This window comes from Acidovorax sp. GW821-FHT10E03 (assembly GCF_059415205.1).
Window position 1 is genome coordinate 353237 of the sequence record NZ_JBWKMU010000002.1, and the last position, 24981, is coordinate 378217.

At 68.0% G+C, this 24981-nt stretch carries 22 protein-coding genes; 9 read left to right on the forward strand and 13 right to left on the reverse strand.

The genetic code is table 11. The features are described 5' to 3' along the window. The first annotated feature begins 24 nt into the window (after positions 1-24). Together AC07OD_RS04805 and queF are read left to right on the forward strand one after the other, a co-directional pair. Positions 25-936, forward strand: a complete 912-nt coding sequence (locus AC07OD_RS04805) for a 2OG-Fe(II) oxygenase (RefSeq protein ID WP_218340092.1) — start codon at positions 25-27, stop codon at positions 934-936. A 57-nt stretch (positions 937-993) separates the two neighbouring features. After that, the gene (gene queF, locus AC07OD_RS04810; protein WP_369643014.1) at positions 994-1839 is read left to right on the forward strand and encodes an NADPH-dependent 7-cyano-7-deazaguanine reductase QueF; all 846 of its coding nucleotides are present in this window, start codon (positions 994-996) and stop codon (positions 1837-1839) included. Between the two features lie 17 nt (positions 1840-1856). Here queF and AC07OD_RS04815 read toward each other — a convergent pair whose 3' ends face one another. From AC07OD_RS04815 to amaB, 8 genes are all read right to left on the reverse strand, one after another. Continuing rightward, complete coding sequence (locus tag AC07OD_RS04815) at positions 1857-2123, reverse strand: hypothetical protein (protein ID WP_218295616.1); 267 nt, start codon at positions 2121-2123, stop codon at positions 1857-1859. A gap of 90 nt (positions 2124-2213) precedes the next feature. Beyond that, on the reverse strand, positions 2214-3773 hold the full coding sequence (locus AC07OD_RS04820) for a methyl-accepting chemotaxis protein (RefSeq protein ID WP_218340090.1): 1560 nt from the start codon (positions 3771-3773) through the stop codon (positions 2214-2216). A 152-nt stretch (positions 3774-3925) separates the two neighbouring features. After that, positions 3926-5215: a Y-family DNA polymerase gene (locus tag AC07OD_RS04825; RefSeq protein ID WP_218340089.1), complete on the reverse strand. Its 1290-nt coding sequence runs from the start codon at positions 5213-5215 to the stop codon at positions 3926-3928. Between the two features lie 76 nt (positions 5216-5291). Further along, positions 5292-6992, reverse strand: coding sequence for a thiamine pyrophosphate-binding protein (locus AC07OD_RS04830; RefSeq protein ID WP_218340088.1), 1701 nt, complete (start codon positions 6990-6992; stop codon positions 5292-5294). 46 nt (positions 6993-7038) lie between these two features. Then, positions 7039-8265 (reverse strand): pyridoxal phosphate-dependent aminotransferase, encoded by a 1227-nt coding sequence (locus AC07OD_RS04835; protein ID WP_494595401.1) that lies wholly within the window; start codon positions 8263-8265, stop codon positions 7039-7041. Then, on the reverse strand, positions 8262-9173 hold the full coding sequence (locus tag AC07OD_RS04840) for an amino acid ABC transporter substrate-binding protein (protein ID WP_218295621.1): 912 nt from the start codon (positions 9171-9173) through the stop codon (positions 8262-8264). Before AC07OD_RS04840 ends, AC07OD_RS04835 begins: the two co-directional genes overlap by 4 nt. A gap of 97 nt (positions 9174-9270) precedes the next feature. Further along, on the reverse strand, positions 9271-10461 hold the full coding sequence (locus AC07OD_RS04845; protein ID WP_494595402.1) for an NAD(P)/FAD-dependent oxidoreductase: 1191 nt from the start codon (positions 10459-10461) through the stop codon (positions 9271-9273). Positions 10462-10484: 23 nt separating this feature from the next. Continuing rightward, the gene (amaB, locus tag AC07OD_RS04850; RefSeq protein WP_494595404.1) at positions 10485-12020 is read right to left on the reverse strand and encodes an L-piperidine-6-carboxylate dehydrogenase; all 1536 of its coding nucleotides are present in this window, start codon (positions 12018-12020) and stop codon (positions 10485-10487) included. A 239-nt stretch (positions 12021-12259) separates the two neighbouring features. On the opposite strand from amaB, the gene AC07OD_RS04855 reads away from it, so the two are divergent. After that, a complete protein-coding gene (locus AC07OD_RS04855) occupies positions 12260-13171 on the forward strand; it encodes a LysR family transcriptional regulator (RefSeq protein WP_494595406.1) in 912 nt (303 codons plus the stop codon). Positions 13172-13417: 246 nt separating this feature from the next. Here AC07OD_RS04855 and AC07OD_RS04860 read toward each other — a convergent pair whose 3' ends face one another. Continuing rightward, positions 13418-14425 carry a LysR family transcriptional regulator gene (locus tag AC07OD_RS04860; RefSeq protein ID WP_494595408.1) on the reverse strand — a complete coding sequence of 336 codons (1008 nt, stop codon included), beginning with the start codon at positions 14423-14425 and terminating at the stop codon, positions 13418-13420. 121 nt (positions 14426-14546) lie between these two features. Here AC07OD_RS04860 and AC07OD_RS04865 point away from each other — a divergent pair, with 121 nt between their 5' ends. Genes AC07OD_RS04865 through AC07OD_RS04880 form a run of 4 tightly spaced genes read left to right on the forward strand, consistent with a single transcriptional unit; the run spans position 14547 to position 18890 of the window. Then, positions 14547-15398: an aldo/keto reductase gene (locus AC07OD_RS04865; protein WP_255591097.1), complete on the forward strand. Its 852-nt coding sequence runs from the start codon at positions 14547-14549 to the stop codon at positions 15396-15398. Between the two features lie 9 nt (positions 15399-15407). After that, entirely contained in the window at positions 15408-16640 is a 1233-nt protein-coding gene (locus AC07OD_RS04870; RefSeq protein ID WP_218340083.1) for a (R)-mandelonitrile lyase, read from the forward strand. A 2-nt stretch (positions 16641-16642) separates the two neighbouring features. Beyond that, a complete protein-coding gene (locus AC07OD_RS04875) occupies positions 16643-17731 on the forward strand; it encodes an alpha/beta hydrolase (protein WP_494595410.1) in 1089 nt (362 codons plus the stop codon). A gap of 55 nt (positions 17732-17786) precedes the next feature. Beyond that, on the forward strand, positions 17787-18890 hold the full coding sequence (locus AC07OD_RS04880) for an alpha/beta hydrolase (protein WP_492807411.1): 1104 nt from the start codon (positions 17787-17789) through the stop codon (positions 18888-18890). A 19-nt stretch (positions 18891-18909) separates the two neighbouring features. On the opposite strand, the gene AC07OD_RS04885 is transcribed toward AC07OD_RS04880, so the two are convergent. From AC07OD_RS04885 to AC07OD_RS04900, 4 genes are all read right to left on the reverse strand, one after another. Beyond that, positions 18910-20412: a sensor domain-containing diguanylate cyclase gene (locus tag AC07OD_RS04885; RefSeq protein ID WP_494595411.1), complete on the reverse strand. Its 1503-nt coding sequence runs from the start codon at positions 20410-20412 to the stop codon at positions 18910-18912. 186 nt (positions 20413-20598) lie between these two features. Continuing rightward, a complete protein-coding gene (locus tag AC07OD_RS04890) occupies positions 20599-21240 on the reverse strand; it encodes a GNAT family N-acetyltransferase (RefSeq protein ID WP_494595412.1) in 642 nt (213 codons plus the stop codon). A gap of 16 nt (positions 21241-21256) precedes the next feature. After that, entirely contained in the window at positions 21257-21643 is a 387-nt protein-coding gene (locus AC07OD_RS04895; RefSeq protein ID WP_218295822.1) for a TipAS antibiotic-recognition domain-containing protein, read from the reverse strand. 196 nt (positions 21644-21839) lie between these two features. Next, positions 21840-22712, reverse strand: a complete 873-nt coding sequence (locus AC07OD_RS04900; protein WP_494595414.1) for an IclR family transcriptional regulator — start codon at positions 22710-22712, stop codon at positions 21840-21842. Positions 22713-23006: 294 nt separating this feature from the next. On the opposite strand from AC07OD_RS04900, the gene AC07OD_RS04905 reads away from it, so the two are divergent. After that, complete coding sequence (locus tag AC07OD_RS04905; RefSeq protein ID WP_494595416.1) at positions 23007-24086, forward strand: ABC transporter ATP-binding protein; 1080 nt, start codon at positions 23007-23009, stop codon at positions 24084-24086. Then, complete coding sequence (locus tag AC07OD_RS04910; protein ID WP_494595418.1) at positions 24083-24979, forward strand: ABC transporter permease; 897 nt, start codon at positions 24083-24085, stop codon at positions 24977-24979. The genes AC07OD_RS04905 and AC07OD_RS04910 overlap by 4 nt, the downstream gene beginning before the upstream one ends. The last annotated feature ends 2 nt before the right edge of the window (positions 24980-24981 follow it).

Consider the following 24981-nt stretch of genomic DNA (forward strand, 5'->3'; position numbering starts at 1 on the left):
ACCTGCTTACGTTGAAGGACCGCCATGACATCGCGTTCTGAACAGCACCCGGACAGCACCACGGCAACCCACCAGGACCGCGGTGCCGCGCGGCAGGCCATCACGCCCGAGCTGCGCCGCTGGATCATCGAGCAGGCCCAGGCAGGCTATGCCGCGCCCGTGGTGCTGCAGTCCATGCGCGATGCGGGCTGGGATGAGGACGTGGCCGCCGATGCGCTGGAGATCACGCTGCAGGACCACCTCAACGAACTGGCCGTGCAGCAGGGCCAGCCACCCGCCGTGGCGGTGCCCGAGCCGCGGCTGGACGAATCCCCCGCGCAGCTTGAGGCCGGCGACCGCAGCGTGAACGTGCTGCTGGCGATCGCCCAGCCGCGCATCGTGGTGTTCGGCAACCTGCTGTCGCCCGAAGAATGCGATGCGCTGATCGCCGCCGCCGCGCCGCGCATGGCGCGCTCGCTCACCGTGGCCACCAAGACGGGGGGCGAGGAAGTCAACGACGACCGCACGAGCGACGGCATGTTCTTCCAGCGCGGCGAAAGCCCGCTGCTGCAGCGCATCGAGGAGCGCATCGCCCGCCTGCTGAACTGGCCCATCGAGAACGGCGAGGGCCTGCAGGTGCTGCACTACCGCCCCGGCGCCGAATACAAGCCGCACTACGACTACTTCGACCCCGCCGAGCCGGGCACGCCCACCATCGTCAAGCGCGGCGGCCAGCGTGTGGGCACGCTCGTGATGTACCTGAACACGCCCGAGAAAGGCGGCGGCACCACCTTCCCCGATGTGCATGTGGAAGTGGCGCCGCAGCGCGGCAATGCCGTGTTCTTCAGCTACGAGCGCCCGCACCCGTCCACGCGCACCCTGCATGGCGGCGCCCCGGTGATCGCCGGCGAAAAATGGATCGCCACCAAGTGGCTGCGCGAGCGGGAATTCAAATAAAAACAGGCCCTGGCGCTTATCCACATTGCGCTACCAGCTATCAATTTAATAGTATCCATGAACACCCCGGAACAATCCCAACTCGGCAAGGCATCGGCCTACATCGACCAGTACGACGCCTCTCTGCTGTTCCCCATCCCCCGCGCGGGCAAGCGGGCCGAGATCGGTGTCACCGGCGCCGCGCCGTTCTTCGGCGCCGACCTGTGGACGGCGTTCGAGCTGTCGTGGCTCAACCAGCGCGGCAAGCCGCAGGTGGCGCTGGCGCACATCACCGTGCCGTGCGAGACCCCCAACATCGTGGAGAGCAAGTCGTTCAAGCTCTACCTCAACAGCTTCAACAACACCCGATTCACGGATGCGGCCGAGGTGCAGGCCCGCGTCCGTGCCGACATCAGCGAGGCCGTGTGGCGCGGCGCGGAGCACCCGGCCACCGTGGGCGTGCGGCTCCTCAGCCCCGAACTGTTCGACCAGGAGCCCGTGCACGAACTCGACGGCCTGAGCCTCGATCGGCTGGACGTGGAATGCACGCAGTACCAGCCCGCGCCCGAGCTGCTGACGGCCGTGTTTGGCGAGGCCCCCGTGTCCGAAGTGCTCACCAGCAACCTGCTCAAGAGCAACTGCCTGGTGACGGGCCAGCCCGACTGGGGCAGCGTGCAGATCAGCTACAGCGGCCCGCAGATCAACCAGGAAGGCCTGCTGCAGTACCTGGTGAGCTTTCGCAACCACAACGAATTCCACGAGCAGTGCGTGGAGCGCATCTTCATGGACGTGTGGACCCGCTGCAAACCCATCAAGCTCACCGTGTATGCGCGCTACACGCGCCGGGGCGGCCTGGACATCAACCCGCTGCGCACCAGCCACCCGCAGGGCCTGCCGCACAACGTGCGCACCGCCCGCCAGTAAGGCCCTCCAAAGATCCGCTAACCGCGCGCGTCAATCCAGTCGCACCGCAGAGTGTGGCGCGCATGCGCGCGGGTGCGCCAGGTCACATACAGGCTGGGCAGAAAGATGGCGACCAGGCACACCGGCGCGGTCCAGGGCTCGCCAAAGGCGCAGATGGGAAACCAGCCCACCCACCCCAGCATCCAGATCGTCAGCACCAGGTCCCAGAGGTGGTACTCCAGCGGGTGCTCGGCCTTGTGCGCGACATGCCACTGCTTGATGCGTTGCAGCTCGTTCAGGGTCATGGGAATCTCCCGGAAAACGGGAAATTCACTGTAAGTTAGCAGTAAGAATTCGTCAAGAAGTACCGCGCGCCCCGCCACGGCGCAGGGCCGCTAGCCCAGGCGAAACACATCCACGGACCGGCCCAGCGACAGGGCGCTTTCCTTGAGGCCCTGGGCCGATGCCGCCGACTGCTCCACCAGCGCCGCGTTCTGCTGCGTCACGGTGTCGAGCTGCGTGACAGCCTCGTTGACCTGGGCGATGCCCTGGGACTGCTCCTTGGTCGCGCTGCTGATCTGCTGCACCAGTGTGCTCACCCGCCCCACGGCGTTGACCACGCCCTGGATGGTGGTGCCGGCATGGTCCATCTGCTGCGCGCCGTTGGCGATCTGGTTCACCGTCGCGCCGATCAGGCCGCTGATCTCCTTGGCCGAGCTGGCGCTGCGCTGCGCCAGGGCCCGGACCTCCCCCGCCACCACGGCAAAGCCCCGGCCCTGCTCGCCCGCGCGGGCCGCCTCCACGGCGGCATTGAGCGCCAGCAGGTTGGTCTGGAAGGCGATGCCCTCGATCACGCCCACGATCTCGCTGATGCGCGTGGACGACTGCTTCATCTCCTGCATGGCAGCGCCCACCTCCTGCACGGCCTGGCCGCCGCGCGTGGCGATGTCGCTGCTTTGCGCGCTCTCGTGCGACACCTTGGCGGCCGTGTCGGCGGTCTGCTGCACGGTGCTGGCCAGCTGCTCCATCGACGCGGCGGTTTCCTCCAGGCTGCTCGCCTGCGATTCGGTGCGAGCCGACAGGTCCAGGCTGCCGCGCGAAATCTCGGCGGCCGACTGGGTGAAGCTGCGCACTTCGGTGCGCACATCGCCCACCACCGCGCGCAGGTTGACCTGCGTCTGCCGCAGCCGCTGCATGAGCGCGCCCAATGGCGGTGGATAGTCCACGTGGACCGAGGTGGCCAGATTGCATGCCGAGATGTCGGAGGCGAACCGGGTCGCATCGTGCACGCCCCGCAGCACGGTGGCCTGGTAGCGCCACAGCGCCCACCCGCTCCCCACCAGCAGCAGCACCAGGCGCGTCACCCAGGCCACGGGGCCCTGCAGCCCCAGCATGTCGGGCACCAGCGCCAGCAGCAGCAACACCCCAAGCACCAGCGCCATGCGGGGCAGCAACGCCATTTGCGCCATGCGCTGCCGCCAGCCACGCACACCGCGGTAGCGCAGGTTGCCGGCGTCCAGGTAGAAACTGCGCGCGCCCGAGGCCGCATCGCGGCGCATTTGCGCATACAGGACCTCGGCGGCATCGGACTCCGCCGCGCTGGGCTTGGTGCGCACCGACATGTAGGCGCGGGGCTTGCCCCCCTCCATGATGGGCGTGACATTGGCCCGCACCCAGTAGTGGTCGCCATTCTTGCGGCGGTTTTTCACCAGTCCCGTCCAGGGCTCCCCCCGGCCGACGGTGCGCCACAAGTCCTTGTAGGCCTCGGCGGGCATGTCGGGGTGGCGGATGATGTTGTGGGGCTGGCCGACAAGCTCGTCGTGGCTGTACCCGCTCACGCGCACGAAGGCGGGGTTGCAGTGCGTGATCTCGCCCTTGGTGTTGGTGCTGGACACCAGCAGCTCATCGCCGGGGTAGTCGAAATTCTGCTGGGTCACCGGCAGGTTGATGCGCATGGAAAGCTCCTGATGGGCCCGCATCGTCGGCAGGCGGCGCGGTCCGCTACCGCTTGATACCGATCAAGTCTACCTGCCGATCACACCGTCTGGCACCAAAAGAATTGCGGTGGTGCCGCGAGAAACGGGCGGCCCCGGGCGCAGCCTCGGGCCTAGAAAAGCTGACCGGTTTCCATGGTGGCCTGCGCGTCGGGCCGCCGCCCCCGGCCGCCGGCCGGCACCGGTGTGCGTGGCTCCAGCACCGGCTCTTCCCCGCGCCGCGCCAGCGTGCTGGCCCGCACCCCCAGCAGGCGCAGGCGCTTGTCCAGCGGCACGCGCTTGAGGCACTGCCCGGCCAGCTGGCGGATGGTGGCGCCGTCCGCCGTGTAGATGCCCGCGGTGTGGTCGCGCGTGGCGATCTTGAAGTCGTCGTAGCGCAGCTTGATGCCGATGGTGCGCGCCACATAGCCCTTGCGCTGCAGGTCTTCGGCCAGGCGCAGGCACAGGTCGGTGAAGATCGCGCCCAGCTCCGCCTTGTCGCGCACGGCGTGCAGGTCGCGGTCGAAGGTGGTCTCGCGGCTCATGCTCACGGGTTCGCTTTCGGTCACCACGGGGCTGTCGTCCCGCCCCCAGGACACCCGGTGCATCCACGCTCCCGTCGATTTGCCGAAGTGCCCCATCAGCCACTGTTCATCCTGCGCCGCCAGCTGGCCGATGGTCTCGATGCCCAGGCGCGCCAGCTTCTCACCCGCCTTGGGGCCGATGCCGTTGATCTTGCGCACGTTGAGCGGCCAGATCTTCGCCTGCAGATCCGACTCATAGACGATGGAGATGCCATTGGGCTTGTTGAACTCGCTGGCCATCTTGGCCAGCAGCCGGTTGGGGGCCACGCCGATGGAGCAGGTCAGCCCCGTCACGTCGAAGATCCTCTTCTGGATGAGCCGTGCCAGCACCCTGCCTCCTTCGCGCTGGCCCCCGGGCACGTCGGTGAAGTCGATGTAGACCTCGTCCACGCCCCGGTCCTGCATCACCGGAGCGATGTCGGTGATGGTGCTCTTGAACAGGCGCGAAAAGCGGCGCACTTCGTCGAAATCCACGGGCAGCACGATGGCATGGGGGCACAGCCTGGCGGCCTTCATCATGCCCATGGCCGAGCCCACGCCGAACTGCCGCGCCGCGTAGGTGGCGGTGGTGATGACGCCCCGGCCCACATAGTCCTTGAGCAGGGGAAAGTCGGCCACCGGGATGAAATGCGGCTCGCGCAGGCCCTGGCCATCGGGGCTCTGGTGCAGCAGCTCGTCCACCTTGCGCCGCCCGCCGCCGATGACCACGGCCAAGCCCTTGAGCTGGGGGTAGCGCAGCAGTTCGACGGATGCGAAGAAGGCATCCATGTCGAGGTGCGCGATGCGGCGCAGGCGCGGTGCGGAGGGCTCGTCGGGCGGTGCGGAGGTCACGGCCTCCATTGTGCGCAAAAGCGCAGACACCCTGCTGTCAGCCGCCCGGCCGACCACAGGGTTTGGGCTGCGGTATTGATTGTGTCTATTGCTTCTTGGCGAGCGCCGCGTTGCGCAGGCCCTGCAGCGTTCCCGTGGGCGTGATCGCCTCGGGGTCCATCAGGCAGTGCAGCACGCTGGGCAGGCCGCTGGCGCGCGCGCGGGCCAGCGCGGGGGCGAAGTCTTCGGTGCGCTCCACCCGCTCGCCGTGGCCGCCGAAGGCCTGGGCGTAGGCCTTGAAGTCGGGGTTCTTGAGCTGCGTGGCGCTCACGCGGCCCGGGTACTCGCGCTCCTGGTGCATGCGGATGGTGCCGTACATGGCGTTGTCCAGCAGCACCACGATGATCGGCAGGCCGTACTGCACGGCGGTCGCGAACTCCTGGCCGTGCATCAGGAAGTCGCCGTCACCCGCGAAGATCACCACCTCGCGCTGCGGCCACAGGCGCTTGCCGCCCACACCGGCCGGCAGGCCGTAACCCATCGACCCGCTGGTGGGCGCGAGCTGGCTGGCATAGGTGGTGAAGGGCCAGAAGCGGTGCACCCACGTGGCGAAGTTGCCCGCGCCGTTGCAGAAGATGGTGTCGGCGGGCAGCACGTCCTTGAGGTGCTGCATCACCTGGCCCATCTGCAGATCACCGGGGATGCGGATGGGCGCGGTGTCGCTCCAGGCCAGATAGTCGGCATGGGCGGCTTCGGTGTGAGCCTTCCACGGCACCGGCGCCGCAGGGCGCACGGCATCCAATGCCGCGGCGAAGGCCTGCGGCGTGGCGTGGATGGCCTGCGTGGGGCGGTACAGCTTGCCCAGTTCATCGGCATCGGCATGCACATGCACCAGGGGCTGTGCGGGCGTGGGGATGCCGAACAGCTCGTAGCCCTGCGATGGCACTTCGGACAGGCGCCCGCCCACCACCAGCACCAGGTCGGACGCGCGGATGCGCGCCAGCAGCTTGGGGTTCACGCCCAGGCCCAGGTCGCCGCCATAGCAGGCGTGGGTGGCGGCAAACAGCATCTGCCGGCGGAACGAGCAGTACACCGGAATGGACCACGCCTCGGCAAACGCCGTGAACTCGCGCACCGCCTGCTCGGACCAGCGGCTGCCGCCCAGGATGGCCACGGGGCTCTGGGCGGCCTGCAGGCGCTGGGCCAGCTCTGCCATCTGCGCGGCGCCGGGGTGGGTCTCGGTGACCTGGTAGGGCTGCGCGTCGGCCACGGTGGCGGCCTCCGTCAGCATGTCTTCGGGCAGCGCCACCACCACCGGGCCGGGGCGGCCCGAGGTGGCAACGTGGAAGGCGCGCGAGATGAGTTCGGGCACGCGCGCCGGGTCGTCGATCTGCACCACCCACTTGGCCATGGTGCCGAAGACCGCGCTGTAGTCGAGCTCCTGGAACGCCTCGCGCCCCATGGCGCCGCGCGCCACCTGGCCCACGAACAGGATCATCGGGGTCGAGTCCTGGTGCGCGATGTGCACCCCGGCCGACGCATTGGTGGCGCCCGGCCCGCGCGTCACGAAGCAGATGCCTGGCTGCCCCGTGAGCTTGCCCTGCGCCTCGGCCATCATGGCCGCGCCGCCTTCCTGGCGGCACACCGTCACGCCGATGTCTGCATCGTGCAGGGCATCGAGCACAGCCAGGTAGCTCTCGCCCGGCACGCAGAACAGCTGCTTGACGCCATGGGTGATGAGCTGCTGCACCAGGATCTGGCCGCCGGTGCGGCTTGGGGCGGGGCTGGAGGTGGAAGGCGTGGTCATGTCAAAAGGTCCGGAACGGGAAAATCAAACAAGGAAAACAGGTGGGTCAGCGCAGCGCCTCGCACGCACGGCGGATACGTGAGCAGGCCTCCTGCAGGTCGGCCATGCTGGCAGCGTACGAGATACGGAAATACGGCGCCAGCCCCAGCACGCTGCCCGGCACCACGGCCACGTGGAACTCGCGCAACAGGTAGTCGCAAAAATCGGCATCCGTGCGCAGCAGCGCGCCGCCCGGCGTGGTGCGGCCCAGCACGCCTTCGCAGCTGGCAAACGTGTAGAACGCACCCTCGGGCACGCGGCAGCGCAGGCCCGGCGATGCGTTGAGCGAAGCCACCACGAGGTCGCGCCGCGCCTGGAACTCGCGGCAGCGCTCGGCCACCACGTCCTGCGGGCCGGTGAGCGCCGCCACCGCCGCCGCCTGGCTGATGGACGATGCGCACGACGTCGCCTGGCTCTGCACCACCGCCATGGCCGCGATCAGTGCACGCGGGCCCGCGCCGTAGCCGATGCGCCAGCCCGTCATGGCGTACGACTTGGACACGCCGTTCACCGTGAGCGTGCGCTCGCGCAGCGCGGGCAGCACGACCACCGGCGTGGCGAACGCATGGCCGTCGTACAGGATGTGTTCGTAGATGTCGTCCGCCAGCACCCATACCTGCGGGTGGCGCAGCACCACCTCCAGAAGGGGCCGCAGTTGCTCGGCGCTGTAGGCCGTGCCGCTGGGGTTGGACGGCGAGTTGACGAACACCCAGCGCGTGCGCGGCGTGATGGCGGCATCGAGCTCCTGCGCCGTGATGCGAAAGCCGTTGTCTTCGCTGCACGGCACCACCACGGGCACACCGCCCGCGATCAGCACCATGTCGGCATACGAGGTCCAGTACGGCGCGGGCAGGATCACCTCGTCGCCGGGGTTCAGGCTGGCCATCAGTGCGTTGTAGATGACCTGCTTGGCACCGGCGCCCACCGTGATCTCATTGGTGGCGAACGCGAGGCCGTTGTCGCGGCGGAACTTGAGCTGGATCGCGGCCTTGAGCTCCGGCGTGCCGTCGAGCACCGTGTAGTGCGTGTCACCCCGCGCCATGGCGCGCTGCGCGGCCTCCTGGATGTGGATCGGCGTGTCGAAGTCCGGCTCGCCCAGGCCCAGCACGATCACGGGCTGACCCTGGCGCTTCAATTCATTGGCGGCCTGGGTGATGCGCACGATGTCCGACACACCGATGGCGCTGATGCGGTCGGCCGCGCGAAAGGCTGTGGCGGGGATGGCGGCGTTCATTGCTGGTAGGACTCCAGGGGCTTGTCGTTGGGTGCGGAGAACAGCTGGCGCAGCGTGGTGCCCAGCGGCAAATTCAGGCTCATGTTCTTGGGCGGAATGGGGTTCACGAACCACTTGGTGTAGATCTTTTCCATCTCGCCGCTCTGCATCAGCCGGGTGAGCACGCCGTCCACCGCGGCCTTGAAGGTGGGGTCGTCCTTGCGGAACAGCAGCGCGATCGGCTCGGCGCCCAGCGGCTCGCCCACGATGCGGTAGGCCGACGGGTCCTTGGAGTTGGAGATCAGGCCCGCCAGCAGGTTGTCGTCCAGCACGAACGCATCAGCGCGGCCGGATTCGAGCAGCATGAAGCTCTCGTGGTGGTCCTTGCCCAGCACCGTCTTGACGGGTGCGCCCAGCGTGCGCTCCTGCTTGCGCAGCAGCTGCACGGCCGTGGTGCCGGTGGAGGCCGCAATCGTGCGGTTGCCCAGCTGGCTGATGGACTTCAGGTCCGAATCCTTGCGCACCGCCATGCGCACCTCGCTCACATAGGTGGTCACGGCAAAAGCCACCTGCTGCTGGCGCGCCAGGTTGTTGGTGGTGGGGCCGCAGCCGATGTCCAGCGTGCCGTTCTGCACCAGCGGCATCGTGTTCTGCGCCGTCACGGCCATGTACTCGAGCTTCGCGTCGGGCACGATTTCCTTGAGCACGCGCTCGCACAGCTCCACGTGGTAGCCCACATATTTCTCGTTGGCCCCCAGTGCGTAGGCCATGGGCGGCGAGGTCTCGCGCACGCCCAGCACCGCCTTGCCCGATGCCTTGATCTTCTCCAGCGTGGGCATGGCGGTTTGCGCCTGCGCGGGCACGAAGGCCGTGCAGGCCAGTGCGAGCCCTGCAGCGAGCGCGGTGAATGTCTTGCGGGAAATTGCCATGGTCGTTGTCTCCGGTTGTGTTGTGGTTGGCAGGTGGGAAAGCGTCGAAAAAAAGGGAGGCCCGGATGGGCGGGGCCCCGGTGCGGGGCTCCTGGGTTCAGATGACGTTCTTCTCCAGCAGCGGCTGGTTGCGCGCGATGCGTTCGATGGACAGCGGCGCCAGGTCCAGGCTCCGGTAGCGGCCCGTCAGCATCAGCTCGGCCAGGCCGCGCCCCACGGCAGGGCACTGCTGCAGGCCATGGCCCGAGAAGCCGTTGGCGAACACCAGGTTGTCGCACGCGGGGTGCAGGCCCACGATGGCGTTGTGGTCGAAGGTGTTCATCTCGTAGTAGCCCGCCCAGGCGCCCTGCATGCGCAGCGCCTCGAATCCCGGAATGCGCTCCGCCAAGGCAGGCCAGACATGGTTGTCGAAGGCGTCGTACTCGGGCTCCAGCGGGGCAAAGTCGGCGTCGTTGTCGGCCGCAGGCGCAAAACCGCAGATGAAGCCTTGGCCCTCGGGCCGCAGCCAGATGCCGCTGGTGTCGATGAGCAGCGGGCAGCCGGGCAGCGCCGCGGGGCTGGCCAGGTGGAACACCGTGCGGCGCTTGCCCACCACGGGCAGGCCGATGCCCGCCCAGCCCGCGATGGCCGCGGCCCAGGGGCCACCCGCGTTCACCGCAAAGCGGCACGGCAGCTCGCCACCGCTTTTCAGGCGGACGGCACGCACATGCCGCACGCCATCGCTAGCCACCACGTCCAGGCCCACGGCTTCATCGGCCACGTAGCGCACGCCCTGGCTCTGCGCCTTCTTGCGCAGCGCGCTCAGCAGCAGGTAGCCGTCGAACCATCCCTCGCCCGACAGCCCGAGCGACCCCAGCGCCACGTCCTGCAGCGCCAGCCACGGAAAGCGCCCGGCCAGCTGCTGCGGGCCGAGCAGCGCCACATCGGCGCCGTGCCGCTTTTGCAGCGCATGGTTCTCGCGCAGCGTGGCCTCGCCCGCCTGGGTGGCCAGGTACAGGTAGCCGCCCTCGTGCAGGCCCACATCCGGCGCGTCGCCGCTGCAGGCCAGCAGTGTGTTCACATTGCGCAGAAAGCCGATGCCATAGGCCGAGATCTGGACATTGATGTCGGTGGAGAATTGCTGGCGGATGGAGCTGGCCGACAGCGCGGACGATGCGCGCGCATAGGTCGGGTCCCGCTCGACCACCACCACCGCGCAGCCCGGCTGCTGCAGCGTGAGGAAGTACGCGATGGCGCTGCCGATGACGCCGCCACCGATGACGACGATGGGTGGCGTTTCAGCCTGCATGAAAGCGCTTGCCACTGCGCTGCTCACACGTCGAAGGTCACGCCCTGCGCCAGCGGCAGTGCCGTGGAATAGTTGATGGTGTTCGTCGCCCTGCGCATGTAGGCTTTCCAGCTGTCGGAGCCCGCCTCGCGCCCGCCGCCGGTTTCCTTCTCGCCGCCAAACGCGCCGCCGATTTCCGCGCCGCTCGGGCCGATGTTCACGTTGGCAATGCCGCAGTCCGAGCCGGCTGCCGACATGAACAGCTCGGCCTCGCGCACATTGAGCGTGAAGATCGACGACGACAGGCCCGCGCCCACGGCGTTGTTCATCGCGATGGCCTCGTCCAGCGTGCTGTAGCGCACCACGTACAGGATGGGCGCGAAGGTTTCGTGCAGCGCGGGGCCGTCGTGCCTTTGCAGCTCCACCAGGGCAGGGCGCACGTAGTACGCGTCCGCACCGCCCAAACCTTCCACGCGGCCGCCGCCGTGCACCGTGGCACCCAGCGCACGGCTTTGTTCCAGCGCCTTTTGCATGCCTTCAAAGGCCATGCGGTCGATCAGCGGGCCCACCAGCGTGCCGGCGGTGCGCGGGTCGCCCACCTGCACGTTGGCGTACACCTTGGCCAGCTGGGGGACCAGCTGGTCGTAAATGTTGTCGTGCACGAACAGGCGGCGCAGCGTGGTGCAGCGCTGGCCCGCCGTGCCCATGGCGGCGAACGCGATGCCGCGCAGCGCCAGGTCCAGGTCGGCCGTGGGGGCCACGATGGCGGCATTGTTGCCGCCCAGCTCCAGGATGCCGCGCGCAAAACGTGCCGCCAGGCGCGGGCCCACCGCGCGGCCCATGGCGGTGGAGCCCGTGGCCGACAGCACGGGCACGCGGGCATCATCCACCAGCACCTCGCCAATGTCGCGCTGGCCCACGATCAGCTCCAGCAGGCCTTCGGGCGCGTCGGCACCAAACCGCGCGATGGCACGCTGCGCGATGGCGTGCGTGGCCAGGGCCGTGAGCGGGGTCTTTTCGGACGGTTTCCACACCACCGAATCACCACACACCAGCGCCAGCGCCGCGTTCCACGACCACACGGCCACCGGGAAGTTGAAGGCCGAGATCACGCCGCACACGCCCAGCGGGTGCCAGGTTTCCATCATGCGGTGGCCGGGGCGCTCGGTGGCAATCGTCAGGCCATACAGCTGGCGCGACAGGCCCACCGCGAAGTCGCAGATGTCGATCATCTCCTGCACCTCGCCCAGGCCTTCGGACGGAATCTTGCCCGCCTCGATGGTGACGAGCAGTCCCAGGTCCGCCTTGGCGGCGCGCAGCTCTTCGCCCAGCAGGCGCACCAGCTCGCCCCGGCGCGGCGCAGGCACGTTGCGCCACGCCTGGAAGGCCGCATGCGCACGGCCGATGGCGGCGGTCGCCTCGGCGGGGCCGTGCTGCGGCACCCGGGCCAGCACCTCGCCCGTGATGGGCGAGCGGGCGGCCAGCGTGCCACCGGTGTAGCCCGCGCGGGGCACGCCCAGGCGTTGCAGCAATTGATCGACTTCGGTCACGAGGGGGGTGGCGGCAGGGGTGACGGACATGGCGGCTCGCAAGGATCAGAAGGGCAGGAAAAAGGGGCAGCGCAGGAGAAAACACGCAATGAAGGCGCCAATATCCGCCAATCCTGCCGCGCTGGATAGCAAAAAAATGGAACTACTTGATCACAAATTGGAATGAAGTACCTGAAAATAGCAGGAGCCCGCACCGCACACCGCATCAGTGCCACGGACTTGAAAGGCCTTGCCTGGGCCACCGCCGATCATTCCCCCCACGCATGACCATGCTGCGCCGCTCCTTCCTGCCTTCCACCGCCGACCTGCTGGCCTTTGAAACGGCTGCCCGCCACCAGAGCGTGTCGCGCGCGGCCGAGGAGCTGCACCTCACGCAAAGCGCCGTGTCGCGCCAGATCCGCCAGCTGGAGGAGCAACTGGGCACCGCCCTCTTCCACCGCGTGCGCCAGCGCGTGGTGCTCACCGACGCGGGCCGCGTCTACGCCGCCGACGTGCTGGCCGTGCTGCAGCAGCTGTCGACCAGCACGCAAAAGGCCATGGCGTTCGCGAGCACCGACGGCCTGCTCAACCTGGCCGTGCTGCCCACGCTGGGCACCCGCTGGCTCATCCCACGCCTGGGCGGCTTCATGGCCCAGCACCCCGAGGCCATGGTCAATTTTTCGGCCCGCACCGAGCCCTTTGATTTCGCGGGAACACCGTTCGACGCGGCCATCCACTTCGGTGCGCCGCACTGGGCGGGTGCCGTGTGCGAATACCTGATGCACGAAGAGACGGTGCCCGTGTGCAGCCCCGCCTACCGCGACCGCCACCACATCCGCACGCCACAGGATCTGACCCGCGTGGTGCTGCTGCAGCAAAGCACGCGCCCCACCCAGTGGGCCGAGTGGTTCGAGCTGGTGGGCGCCCCCACGGCCCTGGCCCTGCGCGGCCCCCAGTCCGAACACTTCGCCATGATCGCCCAGGCCGCCGTCTCGCACCTGGGCGCGGCGCTGCTGCCGCGTTTCCTGATCGAGCAGGAGCTGGCGGCGGGCAGCCTGGTGGAGCTGTCGGGCACGGTACTGACCAGCACCGATGCGTACTACCTCGTGTACCCGGAGGCGCGCGCGCAGACGCCGCTGGTGAAGGCGTTCAGGGACTGGGTGGTGGGGGAATGCGCAGGCCAGCGGCAAGCCCAAGGCTGAGGACCGGCGCGACGTCCCTGCACCACCGGGTACATGGAAATTTTGAATAAAAATGCCTCCAGCCCCTGTGGCTAAAGCGCTGGCAGCTATGAAAAGTGAAGTGGCAGCACCGGGTACCCGGCGCCCGGGCCGCGCACCGGCAGGCCGTCATTCAGTTCCCGTCCACCAGCGGAAGTCCGCCAAGGCCCGGCGCGGGCGGCTCGATCGGCCCTGCACAAAACCCCTAGCGGAAACCAGGCAGCGGCTTCAGGCGGGCCGCACTGCCCGGCTACTGGCGGTTCCCGGCGGCTTACGCGCGGTGCGGCCGGCCCGGCGATGCGCCCCCGCCAGTTCCTTGTCGTTCAATACGTACTGCGGGTTGTTGGTGAGGCGTTCCACGGCCAGGTCGATGAACGCCCGGGCGCGCACAGGCTGCGACGTCCTGCTGCCGAAGTACACAAAGTAGCTGGCGAAATCGGGCATGTGGTCGCGCAGGACGGGGACCAGCTGCCCCGAACGGATATAGGGCGCCGCGGTCACGCCCGCCAGCTGCCCCAGGACCTTGCCCGCCAGCACGGCCTGCAGCTCGAAGACTTCGTCATTGCTGCAGATGGCGGGCACGACCGGCTGGTCCACGGTCTGCTCCCCCAGCTTCACATGCCAGGGGGCGACCTTGCCCGTGCCGGGGTGGCGGAAAGCGCTGCAGCGGTGGGCGGCCAGGGCCGCCAGCGAGTCCGGCACGCCAAAGCGCTGCAAATACGCCGGTGCTCCGCAAATAACCATCTGCAACGGGAACAGCTTGCGGGCGATGACCCCTTCATGCGGCGAGGCGCCCAGGCGAAAGCCAACGTCCACCCGGTCCTCGACCCAGTTGCCCACCCGGTCGTCCAGGAGCACGTCGGGCTGGATGCCGGGGTGCCGTTCACAGAACTCCTCCACCAGGCGCCAGAGGATGGGCTGAAAAGCCGTGCGAGGGCCGGTTATGCGCAAGGGCCCGGCGAATTCGTCCCTGGCCGTCCGCGCGTTTTGCAGGGCGCGCTGCACGCCCAGCAATGCGGGCTGCACGTCCTCCAGCAGGCGCTGCCCTGCATCGGTCAGCGACATCACCCGCGTCGTGCGATGGAACAGCCTCGCGTCCAGGTGTTCCTCCAGTTGCGCCAGCGCCTTGCTCGCCGCCTGCGGGCTGATGTCGAGCGCGTGTGCCGCCTTGCGCAGGCTGCCCAGCTCCGCGGCCTTGATGAAGGTGGATACGGAGCGGAGTTCGTTGATGGCCATGGCTGCTTCCTCCTGCCGGCATTGTCTCCATTTGGATGCGAATCCAGCAACCTATTTACCACTATCCGGATATGAGTCCAGTTCCTAGACTTCGCCCCATCGTCCCCCGCGGAAACCCACCTTGCAACACCTCACCTTGAACAATGGCGTCCAGATGCCCGTCCTGGGCTTCGGTGTCTTCCAGATTCCCGATGCGCAGGAATGCGAACGCTGCGTGATCGACGCCATCCAGGCCGGCTACCGCTTGATCGACACCGCGGCGTCCTACCTGAACGAGGAAGCGGTCGGCAAGGGCCTGAAGGCCAGCGGCGTGGCGCGGGCCCAGCTTTTCGTGACGACCAAGCTCTGGGTTCAGGACGCCGGCTACGAGCGCACACAGCGGGCCATCGACACATCGCTGCGCCGCCTGCAGGTGGACTATCTGGACCTCTACCTCATCCACCAGCCATTCGGCGACGTGCATGGCGCCTGGCGCGCAATGGAGGAAGCCTGCCGCGCGGGCAAGCTGCGTGCCATCGGCGTCAGCAATTTCCACCCCGACCGACTGATGGACATCCAGGCGTTCAACCAGATCGCACCGGCCGTCAACCAGGTGGAGGTGAACCCGTTCCTGCAGCAGATCGAGAGCGCCGCCTTCATGCGGGAAATCGGCGTGCAGGCCCAGGCCTGGGCACCGTTTGCGGAAGGGCGCAACAACCTGTTCGAGAACGAGGTGCTCACCGACATCGGCAGGCGCCACGGCAAATCCGTGGGCCAGGTCGTGCTGCGCTGGCTGGCCCAGCGCGGCATCGCCACCCTGGCCAAGTCGGTGCGCAGGGAACGCATGGCGGAGAACATCGCCATCCTCGACTTCGAGCTCGATGCCGCGGACATGGCGCGCATTGCCACGCTCGACACCCGCACCAGCAGTTTCTTCTCCCACCGCGATCCCGCCATCGTCCAGTGGATGGCCGGGCGCAAGCTCGACCTCTGAGCCATGCGCATGAAGACACTGCTTTGCCTCGCCCTGTGCGGCGCAGCCACCGTGGCGAGCGCGCAGCGGCCCGGACCGGAAAGCGCCGCGCCCGCCGTTGCCGTCCGCACGGCCGCGCCGTCGCCCGCCGCGACCGGGGCGCCGGAGACCTTCACGGGCACCGTCGAGATCAGCACGCCGTTTCAGGCGCTGCCGCCGGGAAAGGCCGGCGGCGCAACGGTGCGTTTCGAGGCCCGGGCGCGCACGGCCTGGCACACCCATCCCCTGGGACAGACGCTCGTGGTCACGGCCGGCCTGGGCCTGGTGCAGCAGGCGGGGCAACCGGCCCAGTGGATCCGCCCCGGCGACGTGGTCGGCATCCCCGCCAACGTGCGCCACTGGCACGGCGCGGGCCCCGGCGGCCCCATGGCCCATGTCGCCATCGCCGAAAAGGAAGACGGCACCTCGGTGGCCTGGAAAGACAAGGTCAGCGATCAGGACTACGAGGCCGCCCTGGCCAGCGCGGGCCTGGCCGCGGCGGCTCCCGCCGCGATGCCGGCTGGACACGCCGGCCAGCACATCGTGCCCCCGCGGGCAGCGGCGCATGCACAGCCCGCCAGCGAAGTCCTGTCGGCCAGGCAGCAGGCCATCCCCCTGATGGCGTCCTTTGCGGCGGCCAGCAACATGCCCCGGCTCAACACGGCCTTGAACCAGGGGCTGGATGCGGGCATGACGGTCAGCGAGGCCAAGGAAGTTCTGGTGCAGCTTTACGCCTATGCGGGGTTCCCCAAGAGCCTCAACGCGCTTGGCGAACTGATGAAGGTCGTGCAGGAACGCAGGCAGCGCGGCATCCAGGACGCACCGGGCCGCGAACCCGGCCGCCGCATCGCCACCGGCGATGAACTGGTGGCGGCCGGCAAGGCGAACCAGACCGCGATCTCCGGCGGGCCGGTGCAGGGCCCGCTGTTCGACTTCGCGCCCGTCATCAACCAGTTCCTGCAGGCCCACTTGTTCGGCGACATCTTCGAGCGCGACAACCTCGACTGGCAAAGCCGCGAACTGGCCACGGTCGGCGCGCTCGCCGCCATGCCGGGCGTGGAGGCCCAGTTGCGCTCGCACCTGCGGGCCAGCCTGCGCGTGGGCCTGAGTGCCACGCAGCTGCGGCAACTGGTGCAGGTGCTGGCAGAACAGGGCGATCCAGATGCCGCCCATCGCGCCCAGGACGCGCTCACGCAGGCGGTTGCCGCCGCATCGAAAGGTTGAACATGGACACCCACCGAATCCTGTGGGCCGCCGCCCTTGCCCTGCCGGCACTCATCACCGGCTGCGCAACCCCTCCTCCCCAGGGCACCGGCAACGCCCCTGGTCCGCTGGTGATCCAGGCCCAGGGGAGCTTCGCCGTCGGCGGGACCGTGCAGAAAACCCCCGGAAACTACGACAACAACAAGCCGGGCGCTTCGGGCCAGAGTTTCCACGGCGACCACCTCTATGCCTTCTACCAGGTGCCGCAGAACCCGAAGGCATTGCCCATCGTGATGCTGCATGGCGCCTTCCAGTCCGCGCGCAGCTGGGAAACCACGGCGGACGGGCGCGAGGGCTTTCAGACCTTGTTCCTGCGCCGTGGCTTTCCGGTCTACGTGGTGGACCAGCCGCGCCGTGGCCGGGCCGGCAGCAGCACGGTCGCGGCAACGATCGAGCCGTCACCCAACGACCAGCTGTTCTTCGACCAGTTCCGGATGGGCAAGTGGCCGAACTACTTCGGCAATGTCCAGTTCGACCGCAAGCCGGAGACGCTGGAGCAGTTCTTCCGCTCGGTCACCCCCAACACCGGCCCCTACGACGCCGGCGTGGTAGCAGACGCCCTGTCGGCGCTGTTCACCAAAATCGGCCCGGCGATCCTGTTCACGCATTCGCAAGCCGGCGGCCCGGGCTGGCTGGCGGCAATCAAGAACCCGAACGTCAAGGCGATCGTCGCTTTCGAGCCGGGCAGCGGCTTCATCTTTCCGCGGGGCGAGTTGCCCCAGGCCATGCCCAGTGCGGCCGGGACGCTGTCGCCCGAGGCGGTGCCGATGCCGGACTTCCTGAAGCTCACCCGGCTCCCGATCACCATCTACTACGGCGACAACTTCCCGATCGAGCCCACCCCGGAGCGCGGCCAGGACAACTGGCGCGTGCGGCTGGCCATGGCCCGGCTGTGGGTCGACGCCGTCAACAGGCACGGCGGCGACGCCCGGCTGGTGCACCTTCCGGAGATTGGAGTGCGCGGCAACACGCACTTCCTGATGTCCGACTTGAACAACCTGCAGATCGCGCAGCTGGTGTCGCAGTTTCTGGCCCACAAGAAGCTGGACTGATGTACCCGGCCGCGCCATGCCGCGCAGGCAGACCACAAAAATGATTGGAGCTTGAATGAAACACGAAGCCGTCAACGAAAAGCGCCGCGAGTTCCTTGGGACCTCGGCCCTTGCCATCTCAGCCGCCGCCATCGGTGTTCCCGCCATGGCCACACCCACCTCCGCTGTCGCCGCTGGTGGCGGCAGCAAGAATCCCTTCACGCTGGTCTATGCCGGCGCGATCACGAAGAACGAGCCGGGCAAGGTCCACATCCGCCCGGTGAAGTACAAGCTCAACGGCCTGGACATCGTCGCCAACGTCTACACCCCGGCGAACCACGATCCCAAGAAGAAATACCCCGCGATCGTCGTGGCGCACCCGAACGGCGGCGTGAAGGAGCAGGTCGCCGGCCTGTATGCCCAGCACCTGGCGGAGCAGGGCTACATCACGATCGCGATGGACGCGGCGTATCAGGGCGGCAGCGGCGGCCAGCCACGCAGCACGGACAAGCCGCAATTTCGCACGGAGGACATTCACGGTGCGGCCGACTTCATCACCCGCTATCCAGGTGTCGATGCGGCGCGCCTGGGACTGCTCGGCATTTGTGGTGGCGGCGGCTATGCGCTGTCGGCAGCGAAGTCAGACAAGCGCTTCAAGACGCTGGCGACGCTCAGCATGTTCAACTCCGGACGGGTCCGCCGCAACGGGTTTTCCGACTCCCAGCTGGATACGATCCAGAAGCGCTTGAAGGACGCGTCGGATGCGCGCGCCCAGGAGAAGGCGGGAGGCAAGGTTCTCTATTCGGGCGATGCCGACATGACGGATGCGCAGATTGCGGCGTTGCCATTCGAGATGTACCGGCAGGGCTACGAATACTACTGGCGCACCCATGCGCATCCGGGCTCCACGTTCAAATACACCACGAGCAGCTTGATGGACCTGATGCGCTGGGATGCCACCGAGGAGATCGAACTGATCCAGCAACCGCTGCTGATGATCGCGGGCAGCAAGGCTGACAGCTTGTACATGACCGAAGATGCGTTCGCCAAGGCCACGGGCGCGAAGGACAAGGAACTGTTCAAGATCGAAGGCGCCACGCACATCGAGACCTACTGGGTGCCCCAGTATGTGGAAGCCGCGATGGGCCAGCTGATTCCGTTCTACGCCAGGACCTTGTGATCCGGAAAGAACCCTGTCTTCACGGCGCTTCCACCCGATTGCGCCCTGACGCCTTGGCCCGGTACAGCCCGCCATCCGCCGCCTCGATCAGTTGCCGCTCGCACCCCTGCGCGTAAGGCCCTGCCATCGTGGCGGCTCCCACGCTCACCGTGACGCAGCCCCACGAGCTGCCGCTGTGCGCGATGGCCAGCGCCTCGATCCGCTCCCGCACGACCTCCGCCACAATGCGCGCCCCCTGAAGATCCGTGCCGGGAAGAATGATCGCCAGTTCTTCCCCGCCGTAGCGCGCCACGAGGTCACCGGGGCGTTTGGCGTACTGCACCAGGCATTTCGACACCGCCTGCAGGCAGGCATCGCCCGCCACATGGCCGTAGGTGTCGTTGAAACCCTTGAAGTAGTCGATATCGATGAGCAGCAGGGACAGCGGCGTCCCCTGCCGGCTCGCGCGGCGGCACTCCATGTTCAGGGTTTCGTCGAAGCAGCGGCGATTGGCCAGGCCCGTGAGCTGGTCTTGCGCGGCCAGCGCCTCCAGCTTCTGGTTCACCCGCATCAGATCCTCGCGCGCAGCCACGAGGGAGGCCTCGGCGCGGGTCCGGCGGCGGATGTCGAGCAGCAGCCGCCAGCCGATGACCGCGATGCCCAGGAGCAAGGCACCGACGACGGCCGCAGTGAGCAGCGCCTGATGCCGCCAGCCGGACAGGGCTTCTTCCTTGCCCACCGCCACGGTGGTGACCACGGGATACCGGTCGCTCTTGCGAAAGGCGTAAAGCCGCTGCGTTCCGTCGATGCCGGACTTGAACGAGGCCGTGCCGGACACGGCGCCGGAGTAGACGCGCTGGAAATTGGCCGATTTGGAGAAGTCGCGGCCCAGGTCCTGCTCGCGGTAGGGATAGCGAACGAGCATCTGCCCGCCCGTGGTCGACAGCCCGATGGCGCCTTGGTCGCCCACGTCGATCTTGCCGAACAGCTCCAGAAAGCTCTTGATGCCCAGGCTCACCACCACCACGCCGCCAAAGCGCCTGTCCTTGTCCTCGAAGCGCTGGCTGATCGTGATGACCCAGTCGCCGGTGGAGCGGCTCCGGATGGCCGGCCCGATGAAGGGCTCGCGCGACGCGCTGTCGCGGTGGTGGGCAAAGAAGGCCCTGTCCGTGCTGTTGGCCTGGGCCGGCAAGCGCCCGGCCGAAGACATGAGCCAGTCGCCGGTGGCGCCATAGATGACGATGCCATTGAGCTGGGTCAGCAAATGTTCCTGCTGGTCGATCAGCCGCTGCAGGCGCTGCATGTGCTGGGGGCCGGTGCCCTCTTCCTCCAGCCGCTCCACGATGCCCAGCAGCAGCATGGCGCTTTGCGTGATGACGCCTTCGGTGTAGGTGTTGAGGGTCTGCGCCAGGTTGAGGTTCTGGGTGTCGATTTCGGCCAGCGAGCGCTCCCGCGCCGACCACATCTGCCAGGCGGTGGCGGCAGACACCGAGAGGTACACAACGGTCAGCAGCAGCACTGCCAGGCGAACATCACGCTTCATCGATTCATTTCCACCCACCAGCACACCCAGCAAACGTCAGGACAGATCGGCGGCCTGGCTGGCCTCTACCCCTCTGCGGACCATACTAAGTGATTGGTGGTGGCTTTGCTACTGGGATGAAACCCCACCTTTCAGAAACCCGCCGCGCGGGCGGTGGCGTGCGTGCGTGCCTGGGCTTGCGCGCCTTCAGGGGCGCCGCGCGGCCTCGCGCACCATCAGCCAGTAAGTGCGGCCAGAAACCGGTTCCACGCACTCCACCGTGCGCGTGAACCCCAGGCGCCGGTAGAACGGCAGGCTGAGCGGGTTGAAGGTTTCCAGAAAGCAGAGGGCGCGCGCCAGGTCTGCGCGGGCCAGCGTCAGCCGCAGCAGTCCCTGCGCCAGCCCCTGGCCCTGCGCAGCAGGGCGCACGCCCAGGATGGACAGGTACCACGCACCCCGCAGGTCGCCGGGCACCTGCTCCTCCATGGCGGCGGCGATGCGCACATAGTTGGCGAAACCTGCGGGCCCGAGCAGCCGGGAAAGCCCCTGGGTGCGGCGCTCGCCGTGCAGGGCCTGCGCGCTGGCCGTGGCCTCCTGGGTCAGCCAGAGGGCGGCGCCGTCGGCGCCCGACACATGCACCTCGCCCACGGCGCGGGCCTCGTCCAGGGCCAGCGCGAAGTAGTGGGCCAGCACACGGTGCCGCAGGGCGGGGTCGGCCGCGTGGTCGATGGTGACGGCCTGATAGAACGCATCGTCCCGCAGCGCTTCGGCCAGGGCGCCGCACACGGGAGCAAAGGGTTCCAGTGCGCCGCTCGCGGGTGGCTGCGCCGGCGTGGCATGGGGTTGCATGGGCCTCCAGGGAGCGCTATTGCAGGTTCTGCAGCGCGTAGACGAACGCGGCGTCGCCCAGGAACTCCACCATGCGCGGGTGGTAGGCATTGTGAAACGCCTTCATGTCGGCATTGTCGGCATAGAACAGCACGGTGCCCACATAAGCGTCGCGCGATGGCACGTAAAAACGCGCGACGATGGAAAAGTGCTTTTCCATCAGGGCCTGGATGGCCTCGGATTCAGGGGCGTGCGCATCGATCAGCGGTCCCAGCTCCTGGTAGAACGCAGCGAAGTCGGCATGCACTTGAGGCTTGTCCACATGCGCCCAGTCGTTGGTGGCCGCCAGGGATTGCTCCTGCTCAGCCCGCTGCGCGGCGCGGCATTGGTCGAGGTATTCGGGGGTGGTCTGCTGCAGGCCCATGGTGTTCGTTTTTTTCTTGTCTTGAAGAGGCGGGTCGGTCAACACGGCGTGCATCGCCGGCACGCAAACCGCCAGGGGGAGCGCGGACTATAGCGGGGCGGACTGCCACCACGCTGTCCAGCGCATTTTTCTGCGGGCCACGCGGATGGCGGCCGGGACTTGCCGAGCACGGGCCGCGCGCCGCCAGGCCAGCACCTCAGCCCAGGGGGTCGGATGCGCTCGCCCGGTCCGCGCCGGGCACCACCCGCTGCGCTGGCGGCGAACCCGCCAGGCTTTGTGCAGGCCGGCGCAGGGTGGCGTCAAAGGGGTTGATCCGGGGCCCGATGGCAGCCGCCTCGCGCTTGAGCAGCTCCACCACGGTGGGCATGCGGTCGGCGTTCAGGCGGTCGGCGATGGTGCCCACGCTCAGCGCCGCCACGGCGCGGCCTTCGCGGTCACAGATGGGCACGGCCACACCGGCCATGCCTTCGAGCAGGCCGGTGTTGCGGCCCGCGTAGCCCTGCTGGCGCACGCGCTCGATCTCGGTGCGCAAATACACCTCGTCGTACACGCCGTACTCGCGCACGCGCGACAGGTTGAAGCGGATGACCTCTTCGCGCTCGGCCTCGGGCAGAAACGCGAGGATGGCCAGCGCGCCCTGCCCCACCCCCAGCGCCACGCGGCCACCGATGTCGCCGGTGAACGAACGGATCGGGAAGGGCCCCTCGCTGCGGTCCAGGCAGATGGCGTCGAAGCCGCTGCGCGCCAGCAAAAAGATGCTGTCACCCAGGCTGCCGCACAGACGCAGCAGCGCCGGGCGGCACAGGCTGCGCAGGTCGCCCGGGTTGCCGGCGCGGGCCGCCAGCGCGAAGAAGTCCATGCTGAGGCGGTAGAGCTTGCTGCGCTCATCCTGCTCGACCATGCCTTCTGCCACCAGCGATTGCAGCAAACGGTGCGTGGTGCCCTGCGTGAGACCGATGGCATGCGCCAATTGGGTGACCCGGCCGCCCTCGGCCTGCACGGCCACCAGGGCGCGGATGAGGGCAAAGACCCGGGGTACGCCGCCCGTGCCTGCGGTTGCTGCTTCCATGCATCGCTCCTGCGGAATAGATGGGCTTCATTCTATCTATCACATTCCAACTATCGGAATAATTTAAAGAAAAATTCTGATTAATGGAATACCCGGTGCGATCTGGTTCGGTTGTTGCAATAGAGTGAACTGAAAACGCCAAGGCTCTCCATCCTGAACGGCCCCATGCACCACGGCGGTGCAGCAGTGGCAAGCCACCTTGTTCAGCAGAGGCAGCCCGGCACAAAGACATCCATGCGCGCGCCGCTCGGAGCACGCGCATGGCAGGAAACCGGAATCCGAAGAAAGGCCCCCATGTCCTTCCTGAAGCTCAGCGATGTGACCAAGTTCTACGGCAGCACCTGCGCGGTGCAGTCCATGAACCTCACGGTGGAAAAAGGCGAATTCGTCTCCCTGCTCGGCCCCTCGGGCTGCGGCAAGACCACTACCTTGCAGATGGTGGCGGGCTTCGAGGCGGTCAGCAGCGGCCGCATCCAGCTGGACGGGCGCGACATCACCCACGCCAAGGCCAACACGCGCGGGCTGGGCATCGTGTTCCAGAGCTATGCGCTTTTTCCGCACATGACGGTGGCCGACAACGTGAGCTTTGGCCTGGAGATGCGCAAGGTGCCCAAGGCCGAGCGCAAGGACCGCGTGGCCCAGGCCCTGGGCCTCGTGCACCTGGAGGCGCACGCCACGCGCTACCCGCGCGAACTGTCGGGCGGCCAGCGCCAGCGCGTGGCCCTGGCGCGCGCACTGGTCATCGAGCCCCCCGTGCTGCTGCTGGACGAGCCCCTGTCCAACCTGGACGCCAAGCTGCGCGAGGAGATGCAGTTCGAGCTGCGCCAGATCCAGCGCAAGGTGGGCACCACCACGGTGATGGTCACGCACGACCAGAGCGAGGCCATGTCCATCAGCGACCGCGTGGTGGTGATGGAGGCCGGCCGCGCCACGCAGATCGACCACCCGCACCGCGTGTACGAACACCCGCGCACCCGCTTCATCTCCACCTTCGTGGGCAAGGCCAACCTGGTGCCCGGCAAGGTGACGTCGGCGACCGGCACGCACACCCACGTGGGCGCGGGGCCCATCGAGGTGCGGGTGGACGGCGCGCAGTTTCGCCCCGGCGCGGCCGTGCTGCTGAGCGTGCGGCCCGAAAAACTGCAGCTGGTGCCTGCGGTGCAGGGCCGCATCGGCGGCGAGGTGCGCGAACGCTTCTTTCTGGGCAGCCAGTGGCTGTACCGCGTGGGCACCCCCATGGGCGACCTGATGGTGCTCGCACCCAATGACGGCCGCAGCGCTCTCGATGAAGGCGAACGCACGGGCCTGGACTGGCCCGATCACTGCATGCGCCTGCTGCCTGCCGATGAAGCCACCGCAGAGGCCAGGCCATGACAGCCACTCCATCACCCCTGTCCGCGGCGCCCCACCCACTTCTGGGCAAGAAGGCCATGCCCTGGTGGCTGTCCGGGCCGGCGCTGTTGCTGTTCACCGTGCTGCTGCTGGTGCCGCTGGCGCTCACGGCGGTGCTGTCTTTCAACGCGTTCGACCCGGCCACGGGGGTGAAGGCGGGCGAGTTCACGCTGGAGCACTACCGCCATGTGTTTGCCGATTCGTACTACCACGCGATCTTCTGGCGCACGTTCTGGATCGCCGGGCTGGTCACGCTGATCTGCGTGGCCATCGGCGCGCCAGAGGCCTATGTGCTCAGCCGCATGCGCAACCCGTGGCGCTCCATCCTGCTGCTGGTGGTGCTGGCGCCCTTGCTGGTGTCGGTGGTGGTGCGGGCCTTTGGCTGGAGCATGCTGCTCGGCCCCGAGGGGCTGGTGAACGCTGCCTTCAGCCTGGTCGGCATCGGCCCGGTGAAGATGCTCTACACCGAGATCGCCGTGGTGGTGGCGCTGGTGCACGTGATGCTGCCCTTCATGGTGATCCCCGTGTGGACATCGCTGCAGAAGCTGGACCCGGGCGTGGAGAACGCCGCGCTGTCGCTGCGGGCCTCGCCCTTCACCACGCTGCGGCGCATCGTGCTGCCGCAGGTGCTGCCGGGCATCTTGTCGGGCAGCCTGATCGTGTTCGGCCTGGCCGCCAGCTCGTTCGCCATTCCCGGCCTGCTGGGCGGGCGGCGGCTGAAGATGGTGGCCACGGTGGTGTACGACGAGTACCTGCACGAGCTGAACTGGCCGCTGGGCGCCGCCATTGCGCTGACCTTGCTGGTGGCCAACCTGGTGGTGATGCTGAGCTACAACCGCCTGGTTGAAGGCCGCTATAAGAAATCTCTCGGGTAAGT